Genomic DNA, 19,448 nt, shown 5'->3' with positions numbered 1-19,448 from the left:
ATCATATTCTTTTAGTAAAATAATAATAACAAAGAGGTATAAAATAAAGACTTACTATCGTACCTAATAACATACCACCAATTAAAGCCACCGCTAAAGGTGCTTGTAATTCAGCTCCTAACCCACTTGAAAACAATAATGGTACTAAGGCTAGAATGGTTGTTAAACTCGTCATAAGTATAGGTTTCAATCGTCTTTGTCCTGCAACTAATAGAGCTTTTAGTAATGGATACCCTTGACGTTGCAATTGAATGATAGTATCTATTTTTAAAATTGAATCGTTAACAATAATACCACTCATAACCACAAGGCCTATCATAGACATTAGGTTAATACTCATGTCAAACAATTTTAAAAATAAAAACGCGCCCGCTAAGTCTATAGGTACTTCTAATAATATGATGAGCGGTAAAACAAAAGACTCAAATTGAGACGCTAGAATAAAGTAGAGCAGCACTAAAGAAATTGCTAAAACGATTTTAAGTTCTCCCATGAGTTCTTTATTTGAAAAAAAACTACCTGAGAAATTAACATCAAACCACGAATTATTGCTAACTACATCTTTTATATTACTTATTGTAGATTCTACCTCATTATCATTAATATGAAGCTCAACAGGAAAATATTCACCTTCCCTACCCCCAGTTATGGTTTTCAAATCTTTTGCCTTTACCGTTTTAATAAAGTTTTTTATTTGAAAAACAGCACTATCTTTCGCCTTTACTGTAGTTTCATTTAAAATAGCGTTAAGATGCTTGGTTTTATTTCCAAGAATAACAGGAACAAAATTTTGATTATCGGTTATCGTTAAAATTTCACGTTCGTTAAAAGCACTTTTTAAGGTGTTAAATAATGTGCTAGAAGACACATTATTATAGGTTATTAACTTTTCTTGGTCTGCTATTAGCGTAATATGGTTTTCCCATGCTATCGGTTTTAATGTAATCTCATTTAGATTGCCTTGTATTTGATGCCAAATGGTTTTTAACTGTTCATTTTGTTGACTTCCTAAATTTTCTACATGCCTTAAACGAGCAACTAAAGGCGTTTCTCTATCCGAAAAGATTAAGCTAAAAATATTATCAACATCTTTATAATTATAATTCGCATCAGGATAAGCTAACACCAAATCATCGTTTAAAGTATCCATTATTTTAAACAATTCTGTTTGCGATTTGGTCTGAATATAAATAATGGTTTCAGATGTTTTTGCATCTGCATTTTTATCTAATAGAAATTGTTGCGTGCCTACGAGTGCGGTTTGATTAATTAAGTCTGGGGTTATGGGCTTTAATAAATCTAGAACTCTACGTTTATTTTCGTCAACATTAATAGGTTCGTTCCAATCTATTTTAAGTATGGTTTCCGTATTAGAAAATTGAGGCATTTGAGATTTTGGTAATGCGGTAAATAATGCGATTGCAGCTACCAAAAGCAAAAGACTTATACCCCAAGAAATTCTTTGTTTACGCATCACCCAACGGAATCCATTTTCATAAAGAAAAGCATAGTCTACTGTATTTATTTTAGCTAGATAACGATTCATTTTAAGTGATGCTTTCGTATTACTTAAATGGAATAAGCGGTACAATACAGGTAGTAATGTAATAGAGACAAAAAAGGAAATAAATAAACCAATACTTATGGCCATAGCTTGATCGTAAAACAAAGCACCACTAACACCACTTAAAAACACCAAAGGAATAAATACAGCACAAGTTGTTAAAGCAGAACTTAACAAAGGTTTTATAACCTCTGTAGTTCCTGTAATACAAGCTTTAGATAAATTATAACCACGCTCTCTATACTGGGTTATATTATCTATAACAATAATAGAATTATCTATCATAAGTCCAATACCCAACACCAAACCAGAAAGCGATATTATGTTTATTGAAATGTTTAACAAATGAAAAAACAATAAGCAAACAATAATTGAGGTTGGTATGGTAACACCTATTAATAAAGGAGATGTTATATTTTTTAAGAAAAAAAACATGACTATAAAAGCCAATAACATACCCCATAATAAACTTTGAAATAAATTAGTTATAGCGTAGTCTAACAGTTTCGTTTGATCTCTAGTTATTGAAAAATTAATATGCGGATAGTCTTTTTTTAGCGCTTTTATTAGTTTGTTAAGTGACGCTTTTAAATCGTTCATTTTGGAGTCACTTTGTTTTATAATAGCCATGGTTACGGCTTCATCCCCCTGAGACAAAACCAACCCTGTTCGCTTTTGCGGATGCTCAATAACTTTAGCAAGTTCTTTTAACTGAAATACACGATTTTGATGATTGATATAAACGGACTCAATATCCTTTATAGTATTTAACGAAGTGCCTAAGCGTACATCGTATTGGTACTGATTGTCTTTAATTAACAAATTACCTATGTCTAGATCATTCTTTTTTATACTAGATTCTAAATTTTCTAAGCTAATGCCCAGAGCATCTAATTTATTTTGATTTGGAATTATTAGGATTTCAGAAGACACCAAACCACTCATATCAACCATAGCAACCTCGTTAACCTGCTCTATACGCTTTCGAATAACTTGATTGGTAAACCGATTAAAATCTACAAATTTTTGAGATACAGGATATAAACCACTCGTCTCATTTTTTCCGTTTTCAATCTTGCCCTCTGTCTCATTAATTGACATGCTTAAATAAAAAACAGGGATATCTGTAGCACTAGCCTTTATAACTTTGGGTCGTTTTACAGTTTTAGGCAAACCACCCATAATCCGGTCTATCTTTTCGTTTACTTCTATAAACGCATAGTCTATATTGGTGCCGTGAGTTAAGCTTAAACGTATAATGCCAGACGATTTACTGGTTTCACTTTTTATATCCTTTAAATGACTGACTTGCATTAAACGATATCGTAAGGGTTTTACAATAGCATCTTCTAATTGTCTTGCCGACATGTTATCTGCCTGTACCTGAACCGTAATTTCAGGCACATCAATATCTGGCATCAGAGAAATGGGGATAAAACTAAAAGCATATATCCCTAAAATAAGAATGCCTAGAGCTGTCATTAAAACGGCAATGGGTTTATGTATTAAAAATTTCACCATATTATTATTTATTAATGGCTTGATTTAATACTTATCTCACTATCATGAGCTAAATTTAAATTGTTGGACACAATAATAGTATCTCCTGCCTTTAACAAAGCACTACTTTTATCTGGATGTGGTATTACGGCGTAAGCTCTACTATTTTCTAGTGTTATAAGGACATAAGTCCAATAGGCTTTTCCATTTTTAACGGAAAACAAAACTTCTTGATTATCTCTTAAAACAACAGCAGATTTAGGTACTACAAATTGATCTGAAATATCTTTTTTAACAAACACCTTCACATTCATTCCTTCAAGTAAACTATTATCATTTTTTACCAACGCTTTAATTAAAATGGTGCCATCTTTTTCAACTTGGGGATTTATAGTAATAATTTCTCCTTCATAAATTTTATTTGAAGCAAAAGGTTCAATAGTTATTTTATCTTTTACTTTAATATCTTTTAGTTCAGATTCTATAACATAAAATTCCACCTCAAAAATTGCGTCATTTATTAATATAGCAAATGTTTTACCTGAACTTATTTGATCGTGTTTTTTACTAATTACATTCGCTATTTTACCACTAAAAGGCGCTATAAGCTTAGTCGATCTTAAATCAAATCGTGCATTTTCTAATTGGTGAAGGGCATTTTTATAACCTGATTTAATAGCCATTCTATTGTATTCTTCAACTGGAATAGATGCTTTATTATTAGAGTTGAAACCACGACGTATTTGCAAATCATCAAATTCTAAAGTCGCTTGTTTTAAATCTATTTCTGCTTTATTTACTTTTTGCTGAAATGTAAAAGCATCCAAATTTGCTAATAATTGTCCTCGCTTAACATAATCTCCATTTTCTATATAAATACTTTTAAGCTTTTCACTTACATTAAATTTAAGCTCATTTTTTTCTAAGGCTACAAGTCTACCATTACTAACTAGTTCTTTCTTGAATATGCTCTTATTTAAAACAATAATATCTACTTCGTTTTTGTCAGGTAGGTATTGCTTTTTATTTATAGCTTCTTCTCCGTGTTCTTTATGTTTATTGCAATTCACCAAAACGCCAAGGCAAATAATTAAAAAGACACTTTTTAAAATATATACTTTATCCATTATTTCATGTTAAGCTTAATCATGAGATTATTCATTTCGTGTTTTATTTCCGTTATTGCTGTAGACGGAACTTTTATTTCTTTTTTTAAGATAATCTCCGCCATAGACATTGCTTTTTCTTTTTGTCCGCTCTTATCGTATAATTTTGCCAATAAATAAAGAGGATAAAATCGTGAAGGAATCATATCAGCAGCATGTTTATAAACTATTTCAGCTTCTTTGTAATGTTCTATACTATTGTAAGCATTACCTAAAGCAGTTTCAATAATAGTTGTATTTAAATGGATTTTTGCACGTTCTAAAATTTCTACTGCTTTTTTATCTTGTTTATAAATAGAAAGTGCTTTTCCATAATTCATTAAAAACTCACCATTATTCCTCAATTCAGGATATGCATTTTTGTATTTTTGTATCGCTCTTTCATAATCACCATATTGATAACTATTTAATGCTAACTCCCAATTTTTAAAGCCTGAATTCAATTTATTTAAATATTTAAAGCTGAATATAATTGCTAATAAAACTGCTCCTTTTATTAAAATTTTCAGAGTACGTTTAGCACGAATCTTTATTTTAAAGGTTTGTAATGGCTTTATTATGTTTTCGTCCAACTTAGCTAGAGCTGCCAATAAAAAACACATCACAAGTTTAATAGGTAAAATTTCCATTGGGTAAGAAAAAAATGCAAAAACCCCTATAGACAATAAGCTTATGCCCAAAAGTTTACCTAAATAAAAATTCTCTTTTGTTATTAATATTTTGGTAATAAAATATAATATTGACATCAATATTATAAAACCCAATATGCCATTTTCAGAAGTAAATTGCATAAATTCATTAAATGCATAATAAGTATTATCAGCTACCAAAGCTGTACTAGCTTCTTCGTTTTTTGAAAAATAGTTAGCTTGATAATTCATGTAATGCGCTTTGAAACGATCAAAACCAACTCCAAAAAACGGATTGTCTTTTATAATTTCTGTAGAGGTTTTCCAAATAAATAAACGACCATCAGAAGAACCTTTTTTGAGATGATAAACGCCAAATAAGCTCATTCCAACAATCAATAATATGAGAATAGCTAATACTACTTTTTTTAGTTTAGACAATAGATTAAATCGTTTTTTCAGCGTTTTATAACGAAGTTCCAATAAGAAAATACTGCTTAATATAGCAGCTAACCACGATGCTCTAGATTGCGTAGCAGGAATTACTAAAGAAATGCTTATTACTCCAATTACCGAGATATACTTCACAGCATGCTCTATAAAAGTATTAATAAGTAAAAAACTTTTATTTTTTATATTTAGTTTCACATGACTGATCACGTTTTCTCTAAAAAGATAAACACCTAAAGCTATTGGGAAAACAGAAACAAGAAAACCTGCATAAGGTCCTGGATTAAAAAAACTACCTGTTAAAATAAATACCGAATGATTTGAAGGAAAATAACCTAGCAATTGTAAATTCCCATAAATAGACTGAAAAACACCAGAAACAATAATTCCTAAAAGTAAAAAATAAAATAGCTTAATATTTAAAGTTCTAAAAATCACATAAAGGAAGCTAAGACCCAATAATTCTAAAAAACGAATGGAAAAGCTATATTCTGATTGAAAAAAATATCTATTACAAACTATATAGATAAATAGTGTAGCTAATGTAATGTCTACTTTAGATAATGACAACTTGGTTACTTTGGATTTCAAAATCCAGAAAACGGAAAGACAAAATAAACTAGTACAAAAATATATAAATACGATAAATTTACTTGTAATTGTGGATTTAGGAAAGCTTGGTAAATTTATTTGTGGGATACATACTAACAAAAGTGTTAAAGATGATATCAATAAAAACTTTTTCGTCTTTAAACAAATAAAAGTTGATATAATATTATCTCTGAACACAAGCATTTTCTATTCTGTTTTTACTTATTGCTGAGAGATATCTTTTAAAAAAAAGACTTACGTGAAATAAAAAATTTTACTTACAGATTGTATCCTGTGCTATCCTGTTTTTTTTTATGTTTTGTTAAACAGTTTATAGAAACCTATTAATATAATGCTAATATTCCTGAAATTTTAGACAAAATAAAGTCTGATAGAATTAAGTATTATTCGGGCTAAGCGAAATCGCTAATTTAGTATTCATAAAATAAGTTTCTGATTTCTCTGAATCTTTATAATTAATAATTATGTATTCTAGATTTAAATAATAAGTAATTAAAAATCCAAAGAATAATTTATAATTAACGTTTTACAATTGGGAAAACATGAACTCATAAGCAAAGAACATTGTAGATCCTTTCTACTTTGAATAAATATAAATAACTGGAATAACTAATTCTTAATCTTAAGTCTTTTGAGCAATAGAAACTTTGACAAAACCAAAAACATAGACTAAAAAACATTTTGATTTCATGTCATTTAAAATATTTCAAGTTTCTAAAAACTGCAAAACCAACTAAAATTATCGTTATTAATGTTATTGGCAATAGATTTTTTACCCAAGTGAAATTTAGTTCAGATATAAAAAACTCTGGTTTATACTTTTCAAAATCTACAGTATCTGGATGGTGCTCTTCAAAAACTTTAGGGTAAATATCTAAACGAATATCCTCATGAAATTTAGTGGTGGCATGTAAAAAATCAATATGATCTGTTAAACTTGTTTTTGCTATAGCATTCATGGATAACTGCAGTTGCAGTGGAGGAAAAAATTGGGCTATTTTTTTACTTAACACCTCTCGTTTTTTTATTTTCTTATACAACGCATCCCGATCAGTTTTAGAATCGTCATCTCCCATTTGCTGCATAGCATAGTACCATAGCCATGAAAAGCCTTCTGTTTTAAAACCGTATTTACGCAATTGCGGATAGTGCTCATAAAAATGTTCTAAAGTTTCTTTTTTATCGGTATCCCACTTTTCATGGTAAGCATCACGTTGCTTAATCACCATAGTAAATGCTTCGTCTACAGGATACACTTTATTTATATAATTACTTATTAGCACGGGAATAAAAACAACCAATAGTAGCCAACTAGCCAATAATACAATAAGGTTGGTGTTTGAAGAGTTTCGTAGTAGAATAACAAAAAAGCAGAGTGCAAACCAAAATAAAATATAAAAGCAACTCATGGCAATAATGGCAAAAAAATCTGAGCTTAAAGGAATATTTAAAACTAGTTTTACACCAAGAAACAGGCATAGTAAAATGGAAAAAACAAATACCAAACGTATCGATATTTTAGATAACAAAAAGCGAAACGAAGACTTAGATTGAATGGTTACCATTTTCCAAGTACCTTTTTCTTCCTCTTCAGATAACACATTAAAATTAAGTGCAATAATTACTAGCGGAAAAAGAAAAACAATAAGAAAACTAACATCTAAATTTCCCACTTGTTGCCGCATAGGGTTTACCAAATCGGTATTGTGTTTTTGTGCTTCTAATGCTGTAATACTAACACTTTGAATATGCGAATTTATATCGCTTTGCCCAATAGATATACCAGTCAAGGGGCTTACAGGATTTATAAAAGAAAACTTTAGATAGTACGATAATAAACCAATATCATCCTTATTATATTGTCGTTGCGTTTCTAAATGTTTTTGTTGCTGTTCAATAGTTTTTGCAATTGCGTTGTTCTGTTGAGATAAAAATTGTTTCCCTGTACTTATACTCAAAACACTTAAAATAAAAAGTATAGCAACAGTTAGCCATACAGTTTTCGATCTAAAAAATTGTGTTATCAACAAGCTGTACATGACTAAATGATTTTAAAATAGTTAGAAAAATTTGTTATAACTACAATAGCTAATAATAGCCAAATACCTAAAGCCAATATTGAGATGATTTGATAATCTGTTGTTTTAGAAACAGACAAATACTTATACCTAAACTTTGGTGCATTTTTCCAATAGGTTTTATCTACAACATGTATTTTTCCTTCACTACCTTTTGCTTTATTACTAATAAATTTCATTTGTAGTTTGTTCATATACTGCGACTGCTTATAGCGGTATTGCTCAGTTTGTGCTAAAAAATTGGTATACGTATAAAAATCGGTTCCAGACAAGCCCATAGATAAATTTTTAATGGCTAAATACGGGTTTATTAAAACTAAACTATTAGTAATACTATTCTGTTTTTCGTAGGTTTTAATCAATTTATTATACTGATCTGCATATATTTTTGCCGTTTGCTCTTCGCCTTTACTCATTAAAAAACCACTATAATTAAATGGCAAATCTTTTACACTGCTTACGTTATGCGCTTTTAAAATAGAGTCGCGTATTTTATTAAAATGCGGATCGTCTGGATTGTGGCTATCACCTTGTTTTGCAACCTCTGTCTCAATAGCTTCTCTGAATTCTATCTTTGATAAATTTGGATTCAAATAATACCCTAGAACTTGACCTGCTTTTGGAATAATAATAAAAAACAATAACCAGCCACCTAATAAACTTAATAAGGCTTTATTTGAACTTTTACTTCTTGCCGATACAATTACTGTAATAAAACATAACACGATAAAAAACAAAAAGTAGCAAATGGTAATTAACAATGAGCGCATTATAATTTCACTATTTACCTGATGATTTTCTAAAAATGCAATACTCCATAAAGCGATTAAGGCTGGTACAAAAAATAACGCAGATACCATTAGCAAACCAACCGCTTTACCTAAAAGTATTTGTTTCATTGATGCACCTTGTAAATACATAATTTTAAGTGTACCATTTTCCTTTTCAGAGGTAATAGACGCGTATCCAATAAAAAAGATGATTAAAGGTAAAATAAGCTGCAATAACAACGCAATATTTAAATCGCCAAAACGTACCAAACCTGTTGATAAAGCAGCTTCAGAAAAATTAGCAGTATTTTGCTTGTGCGCTTCCAAAAAAATAGAGTTTCCTGTATAACTTTCTAATCCAGAATCGAAAATACTTAAAGGGTGTTGTGTTCTAAAAGCAAAAGAACCAAAATGTGCCATTCTATGTGGGTGCTTGTCTGGATTGGATTCCCAACTTTCTCTAGACGCGTCTTGATGATGTTCTACACTATCATGACGCGCTTCAAAAACATTCCATCCGTTTACAGTAACATAAACTAACACTAACCAGAAAAGTGATAACAGCACAAGAAGACCTCTAGTAAAAAAGGTCTTCTTAAAAAACTGTTTCCCTAATAAAATGACTAAATCATTATTTTTCATTCATATTAAAAATTATAAGTTGCGTTTAGCAAAATATTTCTTGGTGCTCCTGGACCTAATCTTGAAGGATTAAGACCACCCAACCAATAAGTTTTATCAAATAAGTTATTTATTTTAAGTGTTAATTGAATTCCAGTATTATTTGGTCTATAATATACTGCAGCATCAAATATGGTATAGTCTGGTAGTAGTACTCTTCCAGTAGAATATGTTGGGTTGTACCATGTAAATCTTTCATCTACATATTGCGCCCCAAAACCAAGACCAATGCCTTTTAAGGTGTTACCTGTAAAATCATAACGTCCCCAAAAATTCGCGTTATGTTTTGGCGCACCACCAATTCTAGCACCAATAAATTCTTCAATGGCATCCTCTTCAATTGTAGCATCGTTAAATGAATAAGACGCTGTTAATTGTAAATTTGGCATAATGTAACCTGAAATATCAGTTTCAAAACCTCTACTTCTTTGCTCTCCTCTAGTGGTCAAATTGTCTAAATCATAAGTATCGCCAAGTAAGATATTTTTTTGAGTAATGTTAAATATAGCAAAGTTGGCAAATATTTTTCCATTTAAAAATTCCCCTTTTGCGCCTATTTCGGTTAAGCTACTCTCTAACGGATCAAATCGACTTGGTGATGCTGCCCAAAAGAAGCCTTCTGCAGTTGGAGATAATGAAACAGTATTGGTATGCGGTTGAAACCCTCCAAGATATGTAGCGTAAGCACTAATAGTATTAGTCACTTCATAAGTTAAACCTAACCTAGGTACAAAAGCACTTGTTTTAAATTCTTCTTCATCCCCTTTATAATCAAAAATATCTGTAAACCACTCATATCGTAAATTTACTAAAGCAGAGAATTTACCAACTTTAAATTGATTTTGGATATAGATACCATTAGAAGTATTTAAGTTAGCTGGAATACTTAGTTGAGCAATGTTGTAATTTCTTGTATCTCTAGCACCATTAAAAGGATTATTTAAATCGAAAAACGCAGCAGATGGCGCAGGAAGCGTTATACCGTTTACCTCTACTTGTTCAAACGCATCAGGATCACTTGCATCAAAATTGGATTGCGCACCATTGGTTCTTGTATATCTTCTGGCACGAAGAAATCCAGCTCCTAGTTTTCTTTCCCATCGCGTAGCATCGTACCCTACCAGTAATTTATTGGTTATGTTACCTGATTTAATATCATAATTAAAGTAGGAACTAAAATTATCAGTTTCCCAAAATTGTTGTCTTTCATCATATCGTAATCGTATTAAACTAGGCACAGAATTACCATCAATATCTACAGCATTTGTTTCTACTCTATGTTCAGCTAAATCTTCATCCCAAGTTTGTTTCATATACTGTGCAGTGAAACCAAAATTATCAGTAAACTTTTTATTAAAGCTCACCATAAGCATTAACTCCTTGTTTATATAGTGGTCACTAGATGCTCCTACATTACGAGTTATAGGTGTACTATTTATATCATAATCACCACCTGTGTCAAAAATAGGTTGTCCTCTATCTAAATTTCCTTCAGCATCACTATATACCATTTCTACATTAAGAGATGTTGTTTCATTAGGAACATAACTTAAAGAAGGTGCAATTAAAATAGCATTATTATTCACAACGTCTCTAAATGAATCTGCATCTTGATACGCAGCATTAAAACGATATAATAATGTTTTAGAATCGTTTAATGGACCAGTAAAATCTGCTGTTGCTCTTAGAGTTCCAAAACTTCCTGTTGTAAATGCTATGGAACTTCTTTTTTCTGCCAATGGTTTTTTAGTGACCATATTTACAGTTCCACCAGGATCTGCACTTGAAAAGGTAACAGATGCAGGCCCTTTAATTACTTCTACACGCTCTAAATGCGAAGTAATAGGTTGTAAAAAGTAATATTGACGCGTACGCATACCATTAATAACTTGTCCATCATCAGCTTGTGTAATACCTCTAATGTTATAGTGGTTATATAACCCCGTGGCAGAGACACTACTTACTGTTTTTACGGCATCTGGTAATTGAAATGCTAGACGATCATCAATAAGCTCTTTGGTTACAGTAGCCACCGCCTGTGGCAATTCTCTGTTTTTAATAGCTGTTTTAGTGGCTGAGAAGGAATAATCACTGTTATAATCTTTTCTTACACGTCCCAGTATTTCTACGGTTTGTAGTTGTTCATTACCTTCCTCTAAAGTAATTGTACCAATGCTTTTAGCTTCATTATTAGTAACCTCAATAGTTGATTTATAAGACTGAAAGCCTAAATATCTAACTTCGATATTGTAACTACCTAAAGCAACTTCAATTTCAAACTTACCATCTTTATCTGTAAGTTGGCCTAATGTGCTTTTGGAATTTTTGAGTACTATAGTAGCTCCTGGAATTGGAGCATTGTTTTCATCTAAAATATTTCCATTAACCTTAGATTGCGAAAAACCAAGTTGTATCGCTAGCAAAATTATGGCGAATATGCCGTTTTTAAAATTCATTTTTAGTTAGTTATTTAATTAATTGTTTTTATGTATAAATCTTGTAGTTCTTGAGCAGATATTGTTGAAGTTTCTGCGGTATGTACCAGAGCTCCCTCTCGCATTATTCCGATTTTTGAGCCAATGTTAACAGCATTAAAGATATCGTGTGTCGCCATGAGGACACCCACACCATCTGCTGATAATTCTTTACAGATTTCAGCAAATTCTACTGATGCTTTTGGATCTAATCCAGAAGTTGGCTCATCCATTAATATGTAAGATGCTTTTTTGGCTAAGGCAATTGCTATTCCAACTTTTTGTCGCATCCCTTTGGAATAGGTAGATAATTTGTTCTGGTGCGCCACTTCCTCAAGATTAACACGTTTTAAAAGACTACCAAGCTCTTCTTGGGTATAAACAAACCCTGCTAAACGACTGAAGAAATTTAAATTCTCTAACCCTGACAGATTTCCATATAGTTGTACTATTTCTGGTATATAGGCTATTAAACGTCTTATTGATGTATCCTCTATTACAGATATATCATTTATTAAAGCCTCACCCGAAGTTGGTTTAAGCAGCCCTAAAAAAATATTAATTGTAGTGGTTTTACCTGCTCCATTTTGTCCTAAGAGACAAAAGATTTCTCCAGGTGCAACCGTAAAACTTAAATCGTTTAGCGCTAAAGTATTGTCATAGCGCATACTTAGTTTATTTGCTTTTAGCATAGCTAAATGTTTAATATGTTTAAAAATTCATCACGATATAACTTGTTTTCAAAGCAACCTCCATATTCTATGGTAGTGGTAAAACTATCTTTATCTTTTATACCTCGAGATGAAACACAAAGGTGTTTTGCAGAAATCATAACGATGACGTCTTTTGTTTCTAAAACATTTTGAAGATCCTTTAGTATTTGTAATGATAGACGTTCTTGAACCTGTGGACGATGTGCATAATAATCGACTAACCTATTTATTTTTGAAAGGCCAACAACTTTATCTTTTGGCAAGTATGCAATATGTGCGTGTCCTGTAATAGGTAAAAAATGATGCTCACAGGCAGAATCTATAATGATATCCTGCTCAACAAGCATTTTCTTGTAACCATATTTATTTTCGAAAGTAGAAAGCTTAGGCTTATTCTTGGGATTTAAGCCGTAAAACAATTCTTTTACATACATTTTGGCTACACGATATGGAGTACCTGACAGACTATCGTCTGATAAATCAAGTCCCAATTCCTCCATAATCTTTTCAAAATGATGCTGAATATTTTTTATTTTATCATCATCAGAAATTTCAAATGCATCGTCTCGTAACGGTGTTTCAACACTTGAAGATATATGGTTATCGCCTATTATTTCGATGTTTTCCTTATTCATTTTCATTTCTAGGTATTAGCACAACATTTTTCATCTTTACACTGACAGAAGATGCTACCGTACCAGTGAAAAAACATTAAACTTATAGAAGGCACGTAAATGGCAGCTTCAGGAATATCAAACCACAACATTTTTTCATTTAATATTATCATTATAAGTAAAAACCAACTAAACCAGAGAGCAATTACAATCCATTTTTTTGATACATTTGTGCTAGATTTATATATAGCTAAAGCAGAAATTAGTAGAAATATAAAATCTAAACTAGACCACCACAAAGGCTTTGCTTCGCAGCACTTTATGCTATGTGCTTGAACTGCAAATAAAAAAGGGGTGGCAATACAATGCATTAGGCACAAAGCACTGGAAAGTATACCTATTGAATCTGATTTATTAAGAGATAAGGTCATCTAAAAACTTTAAAGCAACTAAGTTGCAATATTAGTTTAGATTTTTTTAAAATGCAACTCAGTTGCAATATATTTATATCATGGGAATAACAAGACAAACAAAACAGGTTAAAGTTTTAACTGATGTATTCGATAGAGGACAAAAAGCAATCTCTGTAGCAAGCTTAGTTAAAATGTTAGCATCTGAAATGAATAAAACTACTGTTTATCGCATTTTGGATAAACTTATGGATGATGGAATTGTACATTCTTTTATTGGAAAAGGAGGTTTAAAATGGTATGCTAAATGTCAAGATTGTTCTTGTGAAACACACAATGATGTACATCCGCATTTTCAATGTAAAACCTGTGGAGAAGTAAAATGCTTACCTGTAAAATTTTCTATACCACCCGTTGATGGCTATAAAATTGAATCTGCTAGTTTGCTTATGGTTGGAGAGTGTAGTGCTTGTTCTTAATTTAAAATTTATTCAATTAAGGTTGCCACCAACTTCGCCTATTAAACTAAAATTTACATAAAAATAATCAACTATTTCCCAATACAATATTTAACTAACCCTATGTCCATTGGTACTATTACATTTGGGCAACAAATAGCATACAAAAAACATATAAAAAGAGAAGATTAGCAACAACTATTAATAAATTGCTCAACAAATATAGCATAAAAAAACCGCTCGATTAGAGCGGTTTCATAATAAAAAACACCAAGCATTAATTAGCTGTACCAGAGCCTAAATAAATACTGTTTGATACTTGACTACCATCAGCAGTAATAAAAGCCATAAATAGCTCTACAGTATCTCCTGCATAAGTTGTTGGGATTGGAACAATTTGAGAACCTACTGTTCTATCTGCTCCATCAAGTAAAGAAATAGATTCTCTTTTTGATGGATTGTAAACCAATAACATAGACTTGTCAGTAGTATTTGCATTACCTTCAGCAGAGTTATCATCCCAACCAAACGTTACTTCTCCAGCTGTTGCCAAATCAGTCGTTGGGTTTAACGCACCAGATAAACCTCCTCGACTTACTAAAGCGTTCGGATAGTCGATAACAAAGTTAGGTTCTGTACCTGTAATCGCATTATTCAACACATACGACATCGCAGCATTAAATTCTGTTTTCTTAACAGCTAACCCTTTATAACCTAACTTAATAAAAGGTTTTACAGCTTGTAAAAATTCTAAAGTGGCAGTAAACTTTGTTCTTTGGTTTACCTGACCAACAGTTCTTGGATTGGCTACACTTGAAGGTTTAATTCTAATGTAATCAATTCCTTTCCAGCTTCCACCGATAATGTTTCCAACCTTACCTGAAAGCCCTCCTAAAATACCTTGAGCAATTTTACCCATAACATAAATGATTTAAATGAAACTTACTTTTGTTCGGACTTGGTACGGACTTGAAATGTAGTTGTACCCTCCGCTGAAATATATGGCAAGTTTTATGCTATTCTTTTGATATGGATTTTGTTGCTTTAGATTGCTTCTTTTTGCATTATAGAAAATAAACTTTGAATATAAGATACTTTTAAATCTGCCATTTTTGAAATGATATTATGAAGCTCCGCTTTCTTTTTGCTAATTGCTGACACTATATTAATATGCTTTTGCAACTGAATTTCATTATAAAAAAATGAGATGTAACTGTTTTTTAAAGTGTTTCTACAATCATCTATCGAGATAAACGGAATAACACTACCTTTTAAATAGTAAGCGTAAAAACCGCCAATTTGCAACATCATAGATATGTGAAAAAGCGTGTTTTTTTCTTCTTTGGTTGAAGTTGTGACTACAAAACAATTAGGACAAGGATTTGTCAAGGGTTTTCCGCTGTTTAGTCCTTTGTTTAGTATAAAAAAGTGAGGGTTTGAGTAAGTTCTTCCGACTTGGTGTGTTTTTAGTTCAAAAGTTGACATAGCTATCCAATTTAAAATTGCTTCGCTACGCTTCGCCACATTATTTTTTTGAAAAGAAAAAAGATAGCCATAGTACTTGTGGCGTGGGTAAGGCTGTCAAGGTTTTTGGGTAAAAGTTTTTTGAGTTAAAATGTTTAAGGAAAAAGAATAAGGGTATTTAAAAAAGTTTTATTCAAAACCCGAAGGGCTTGACCTTTATAGCCTTGTGCGGCTGGCAGAGGTAGCCACATATATTTGCTACCTTTTTTTATTTTAATATTTCAAATTGGTTTTATCTTGATTGAAATGCTTTTAACTTTTCTGGGGAATTAACACTTAAAAAAATAGGTTGCTGTTCGTTTTTGAGCGTTGGGTGAAGTGTTTGTATAGGTAGCGTTTTAAATAGTTGTTTGATAAAACAGCATTTAAACAAGCTACTTATACAGGACTTTTAGATAATAGCTTATTGCTTTTTTGAGGTACGATAAAAAGTAATGTGCTATGACGTACTACAAATTATTGTAAACCTATTTTTTTATATCCGCTGACTTGGGTGGTGGGGAAAAGTGGACTTTAATATTTGTTAGCGAAATGAAACAAACAAAGACTTGAGGTAAGGAATACTTGGACTTAACGATGGTTTTGTGCAGATGAATGAGATAACGAATATTATTCAAAATTAACGTTACCCTTTAAATGTTCGACTGTTTAATGCTTGTTCAAAATGTGGTTAAAAGTTCGGATGTGAGCGTGGGATAAGCGGATATTTTACATAATAGCAGTTATAGCTACGAAAATATAATAAAACGCCGTAGGCAACCATTGAAAGGATTTTTGCTACTATAACTTCTATTATGTAACATAGCTTGGGATTGGTTTTGTGGCGTTATAATTGTTTGAGCGTTGGCAATGGCTCTTTGCTTTTTTATTGTACCATTTTCTCAAACTAAACTATGTTAAATAAAACAAGTAATGTGCCATTATAGCTTTGGCTACAAGTATTATAACATAAAACCAATTATGCATTGGCGAGCGGAACAACACAAAAGACAGAGGATTTTGAGGTACGAAAAAACTGGGTTTTGGGTTGTGGGGAATAAAAAAGAGCCTTCCGAAAAAGACTCTTTTAATATTGTTTAGTGGTCGTGATTTGAATGGTCTTCCGATTTCATTTCTCCTGTTTGATTCATAGCCATTTCGTGGTCGTATTGACAACATCCTGGTAAGTTTTTATAGGCTTCTTCACTACCTGCAACTTTTTCAGTATCATATCCTGAAGCTGCAATAGCTTTGTGAATTGTCATAGCATCTGTTTTGGTATCATCAAAAGAAACATCAATCTTTTTTTTATCGACATCCCAATTGGCACTTGCAACACCTTCAACACTATTGGCTGCTTTTTCAATGGTACTTTTACACATACCACAATTTCCTCTTACTCCAAAAGATAAATCCGTCATTGCGATTTCTTTTGACACTTCTGTTGTCGTAGTATCTTCAACTTTTTTAGTTTCGTTTTTACAACTTGTTAAACCTAATGCTGCTATTGCAACTACACTTAAAATTACTTTCTTCATTGTTTAAAATTTAATTGTTATTACTTGATTTGTTATTATTCTATTACTTGTTTTATTTCTCCACAGGTTAGCATTGCTTCACCAAAATATGGATTGATTACTTTTTCTTCTTTACTCAACCAGTATGCGCCATTGTTGTTATCTGCCATAGGACAATACTCAACATACACTTTTTCCTTAACACCAAACAGTTGTACAGTATTTATTAAATGTAATGATAGATGTTTGAAATGGTCTCTTTGTCCTTTTATATCTGACGTTTTAGAAATGGATGTTGCAGAAGATTGTATTTCTTTTACTAATGACATCCAATGTGCGTGAGCATTATTGTCCGATAATAATTTCATATCAACTTTACCTAAATTGTCTAATAAACTTGTTGCATTAACTGAAGTATTTTTTGAATCTTCTTTAACTAAAGCATCTTTTAAATTGATGTAATCATTGTAAACAAATTTTAATTGTTCTTGGAATTTCTCTGATACCGTCAATCTTTCGTTCATATTAGTATGGTCACTTTCTTTGTTAGATGCATTGTTATCCATACCTAAATGACCTTCGTGTCCAGTCATTACTTTACCACCATCTTTATTCATCATAGACTTTTTGCCTTGTAATTGTGCTGCTGCATCAACCGTAAATGTTCCGTTAGTCACTATTTCATTTCCAACAAATAAACCTTCTACAACTTCATATTCATTACCAATTTGATTGCCTAATTTAATTTCACGCATTTCAAAAATAGGTTGGTCTGGATTTGTTTTAAGGTACACCACAGAACGTTCACCTGTCCATAATACAGAAGATGCAGGAATTGATAATACTTCATCATTTTTAGCTGTACTGCCTTCAATATTTGCGGTTACAAACATTCCTGGTTTAAATACATCGTCCTTATTGCTTAAAACAACACGTAAGGTTACAGTTCTTGTTTTCGTGTTTAAAACTGGGTCAATGAAATCAACTTTACCTTTAAATTCCTTGTTAGGATAAGCGTTGGTTGTAATCATCACTTCCTGTCCTTTTTTAAAGCGGTCAATCTGATTTTCATACACATCAAAATTTCCCCAAACTGTGTTGAGATTGGCAATTTTTAATAAGGGTTGTCCTTGTTTGATGTAATCGCCTTGCTCTACCAATTTTTCTGTAACAGTACCCGAAACGGTTGCATAAACAGGAAAGTTTTCTTTTACTTTTCCTGTTTCTTCAATCTGGTTGATTTGATTTTCAGAGAGTTTCCATAATTTCAATTTATTACGGACTGCTTTGTATAAAGCAGGTTGAGATTCTTTTAAAGAAGCTGCTGTGATTAATTCTTGTTGTGCTGCATAGAGTTCTGGCGAATAAATGGTTGCCAATAATTGACCTTTACGAACTTCTTCGCCTGTAAAACTCACATTCAAACGTTCAATTCTACCCGAAAAATAACTGACTTGTACTGCATTGGCTTCTTCGTTTTCAGCAATTTTACCAGATAACTTTATGGTGTTGCCTTCAACATTTCCCTTGCCTACAACAGTTGTTTGAATATTGGCTAATGCCATCGCATTTTCTGTTAGTTTAAATTGGTCTGCCATTAAGCCATCACTTCCGCTTTCCGCAGGAATTAAATCCATACCACAAATGGGGCAGTCGCCTGGCTCTGGTTGCATAATCTGTGGATGCATAGAACACGTCCACATTTGATTGGTTGCTGCAACCGCATCGTGATTATGGTCTATTTCTTCATTTGATGAGCCACCAAAAAGCAACCAACCCAATAACACACCTACTACGAGTATGCCAATATATATGACTATTTTATTATTTTTCATTCTCTAATCGTTTTATCATTGCTTTCATTTCTTCTATTTCTTTACGTTGTGCTTTTATAATGTCTTCTGCTAATTTTTTAACTTCTGGGTCTTGAATATCTGCTCTTTCACTTGTTAAAATAGCGATAGAATGATGTGGTATCATTGCTTTCATCCATAGTACGTCACCAATGATTGGTGCTTGTGTTCTTACTAATCCTAATGCACCTACAAACAGGATAAAACTACCTGCAAGTATGGCTATGTTTTTCTTTCTATCATTATACATTTTTCGCATAAAAAACCACATTATTACTGCCATTGCTGAAATACCTAAACAGGTCATATAAAATCGGGTTAAGCTAAACCACACGTGGTCTATTGCATAGGTGTTTAGATACATTGTGATGTACATTGCTACAAATGAGCAAGCCAACATTATAAAGAAGGTTTTGTAATTTCCTTTGTTTGAGTGTTCTTTTGAATTTTCCATAA

15 protein-coding genes are annotated in these 19,448 nt (G+C 31.8%); 1 reads left to right on the top strand and 14 read right to left on the bottom strand.

Going from position 1 to position 19,448, the window contains the following annotated elements:
• Position 1: 1 nt before the first annotated feature.
• From Q0772_RS11390 to Q0772_RS11350, 9 genes are all read right to left on the bottom strand, one after another.
• Entirely contained in the window at positions 2 to 3,085 is a 3,084-nt protein-coding gene (locus Q0772_RS11390; RefSeq protein WP_298344594.1) for an efflux RND transporter permease subunit, read from the bottom strand.
• 11 nt (positions 3,086 to 3,096) lie between these two features.
• The gene (locus Q0772_RS11385; RefSeq protein WP_298344592.1) at positions 3,097 to 4,191 is read right to left on the bottom strand and encodes an efflux RND transporter periplasmic adaptor subunit; all 1,095 of its coding nucleotides are present in this window, start codon (positions 4,189 to 4,191) and stop codon (positions 3,097 to 3,099) included.
• Positions 4,191 to 5,879, bottom strand: coding sequence for an O-antigen ligase family protein (locus Q0772_RS11380; RefSeq protein WP_298344591.1), 1,689 nt, complete (start codon positions 5,877 to 5,879; stop codon positions 4,191 to 4,193). Before Q0772_RS11380 ends, Q0772_RS11385 begins: the two co-directional genes overlap by 1 nt.
• A gap of 734 nt (positions 5,880 to 6,613) precedes the next feature.
• The gene (locus tag Q0772_RS11375; RefSeq protein WP_298344589.1) at positions 6,614 to 7,960 is read right to left on the bottom strand and encodes a DUF3526 domain-containing protein; all 1,347 of its coding nucleotides are present in this window, start codon (positions 7,958 to 7,960) and stop codon (positions 6,614 to 6,616) included.
• Positions 7,961 to 7,962: 2 nt separating this feature from the next.
• The gene (locus Q0772_RS11370; RefSeq protein ID WP_298344586.1) at positions 7,963 to 9,411 is read right to left on the bottom strand and encodes a DUF3526 domain-containing protein; all 1,449 of its coding nucleotides are present in this window, start codon (positions 9,409 to 9,411) and stop codon (positions 7,963 to 7,965) included.
• Between the two features lie 5 nt (positions 9,412 to 9,416).
• Positions 9,417 to 11,906: a TonB-dependent receptor gene (locus Q0772_RS11365; protein ID WP_298344584.1), complete on the bottom strand. Its 2,490-nt coding sequence runs from the start codon at positions 11,904 to 11,906 to the stop codon at positions 9,417 to 9,419.
• A gap of 14 nt (positions 11,907 to 11,920) precedes the next feature.
• Positions 11,921 to 12,616, bottom strand: a complete 696-nt coding sequence (locus tag Q0772_RS11360) for an ABC transporter ATP-binding protein (RefSeq protein ID WP_298344581.1) — start codon at positions 12,614 to 12,616, stop codon at positions 11,921 to 11,923.
• Between the two features lie 2 nt (positions 12,617 to 12,618).
• Positions 12,619 to 13,272 carry a GTP cyclohydrolase I FolE gene (gene folE, locus Q0772_RS11355; RefSeq protein WP_298344578.1) on the bottom strand — a complete coding sequence of 218 codons (654 nt, stop codon included), beginning with the start codon at positions 13,270 to 13,272 and terminating at the stop codon, positions 12,619 to 12,621.
• A gap of 8 nt (positions 13,273 to 13,280) precedes the next feature.
• The gene (locus Q0772_RS11350; protein WP_298344575.1) at positions 13,281 to 13,682 is read right to left on the bottom strand and encodes a MerC domain-containing protein; all 402 of its coding nucleotides are present in this window, start codon (positions 13,680 to 13,682) and stop codon (positions 13,281 to 13,283) included.
• A gap of 80 nt (positions 13,683 to 13,762) precedes the next feature.
• Between Q0772_RS11350 and Q0772_RS11345 the strand changes: the two genes are divergently transcribed.
• Positions 13,763 to 14,140: a transcriptional repressor gene (locus tag Q0772_RS11345; RefSeq protein WP_298344572.1), complete on the top strand. Its 378-nt coding sequence runs from the start codon at positions 13,763 to 13,765 to the stop codon at positions 14,138 to 14,140.
• Between the two features lie 256 nt (positions 14,141 to 14,396).
• Here Q0772_RS11345 and Q0772_RS11340 read toward each other — a convergent pair whose 3' ends face one another.
• The 5 genes from Q0772_RS11340 to Q0772_RS11320 all read right to left on the bottom strand — a co-directional run bounded on the left by Q0772_RS11340 (position 14,397) and on the right by Q0772_RS11320 (position 19,446).
• Positions 14,397 to 15,038 carry a DUF6266 family protein gene (locus Q0772_RS11340; RefSeq protein ID WP_054724105.1) on the bottom strand — a complete coding sequence of 214 codons (642 nt, stop codon included), beginning with the start codon at positions 15,036 to 15,038 and terminating at the stop codon, positions 14,397 to 14,399.
• A 125-nt stretch (positions 15,039 to 15,163) separates the two neighbouring features.
• Positions 15,164 to 15,604, bottom strand: coding sequence for a hypothetical protein (locus Q0772_RS11335; RefSeq protein WP_298344561.1), 441 nt, complete (start codon positions 15,602 to 15,604; stop codon positions 15,164 to 15,166).
• 1,115 nt (positions 15,605 to 16,719) lie between these two features.
• Positions 16,720 to 17,160, bottom strand: a complete 441-nt coding sequence (locus Q0772_RS11330) for a heavy-metal-associated domain-containing protein (protein WP_298344558.1) — start codon at positions 17,158 to 17,160, stop codon at positions 16,720 to 16,722.
• Between the two features lie 35 nt (positions 17,161 to 17,195).
• Complete coding sequence (locus Q0772_RS11325) at positions 17,196 to 18,974, bottom strand: efflux RND transporter periplasmic adaptor subunit (protein ID WP_298344555.1); 1,779 nt, start codon at positions 18,972 to 18,974, stop codon at positions 17,196 to 17,198.
• Complete coding sequence (locus tag Q0772_RS11320; protein ID WP_106688417.1) at positions 18,964 to 19,446, bottom strand: DUF305 domain-containing protein; 483 nt, start codon at positions 19,444 to 19,446, stop codon at positions 18,964 to 18,966. Before Q0772_RS11320 ends, Q0772_RS11325 begins: the two co-directional genes overlap by 11 nt.
• Positions 19,447 to 19,448: the final 2 nt, after the last annotated feature.

Origin of the sequence: uncultured Algibacter sp. (assembly GCF_947490405.1) — a bacterium.
Taxonomy (GTDB): domain Bacteria; phylum Bacteroidota; class Bacteroidia; order Flavobacteriales; family Flavobacteriaceae; genus Algibacter_B.
This window is presented reverse-complemented; position numbering and strand designations above follow the sequence as displayed.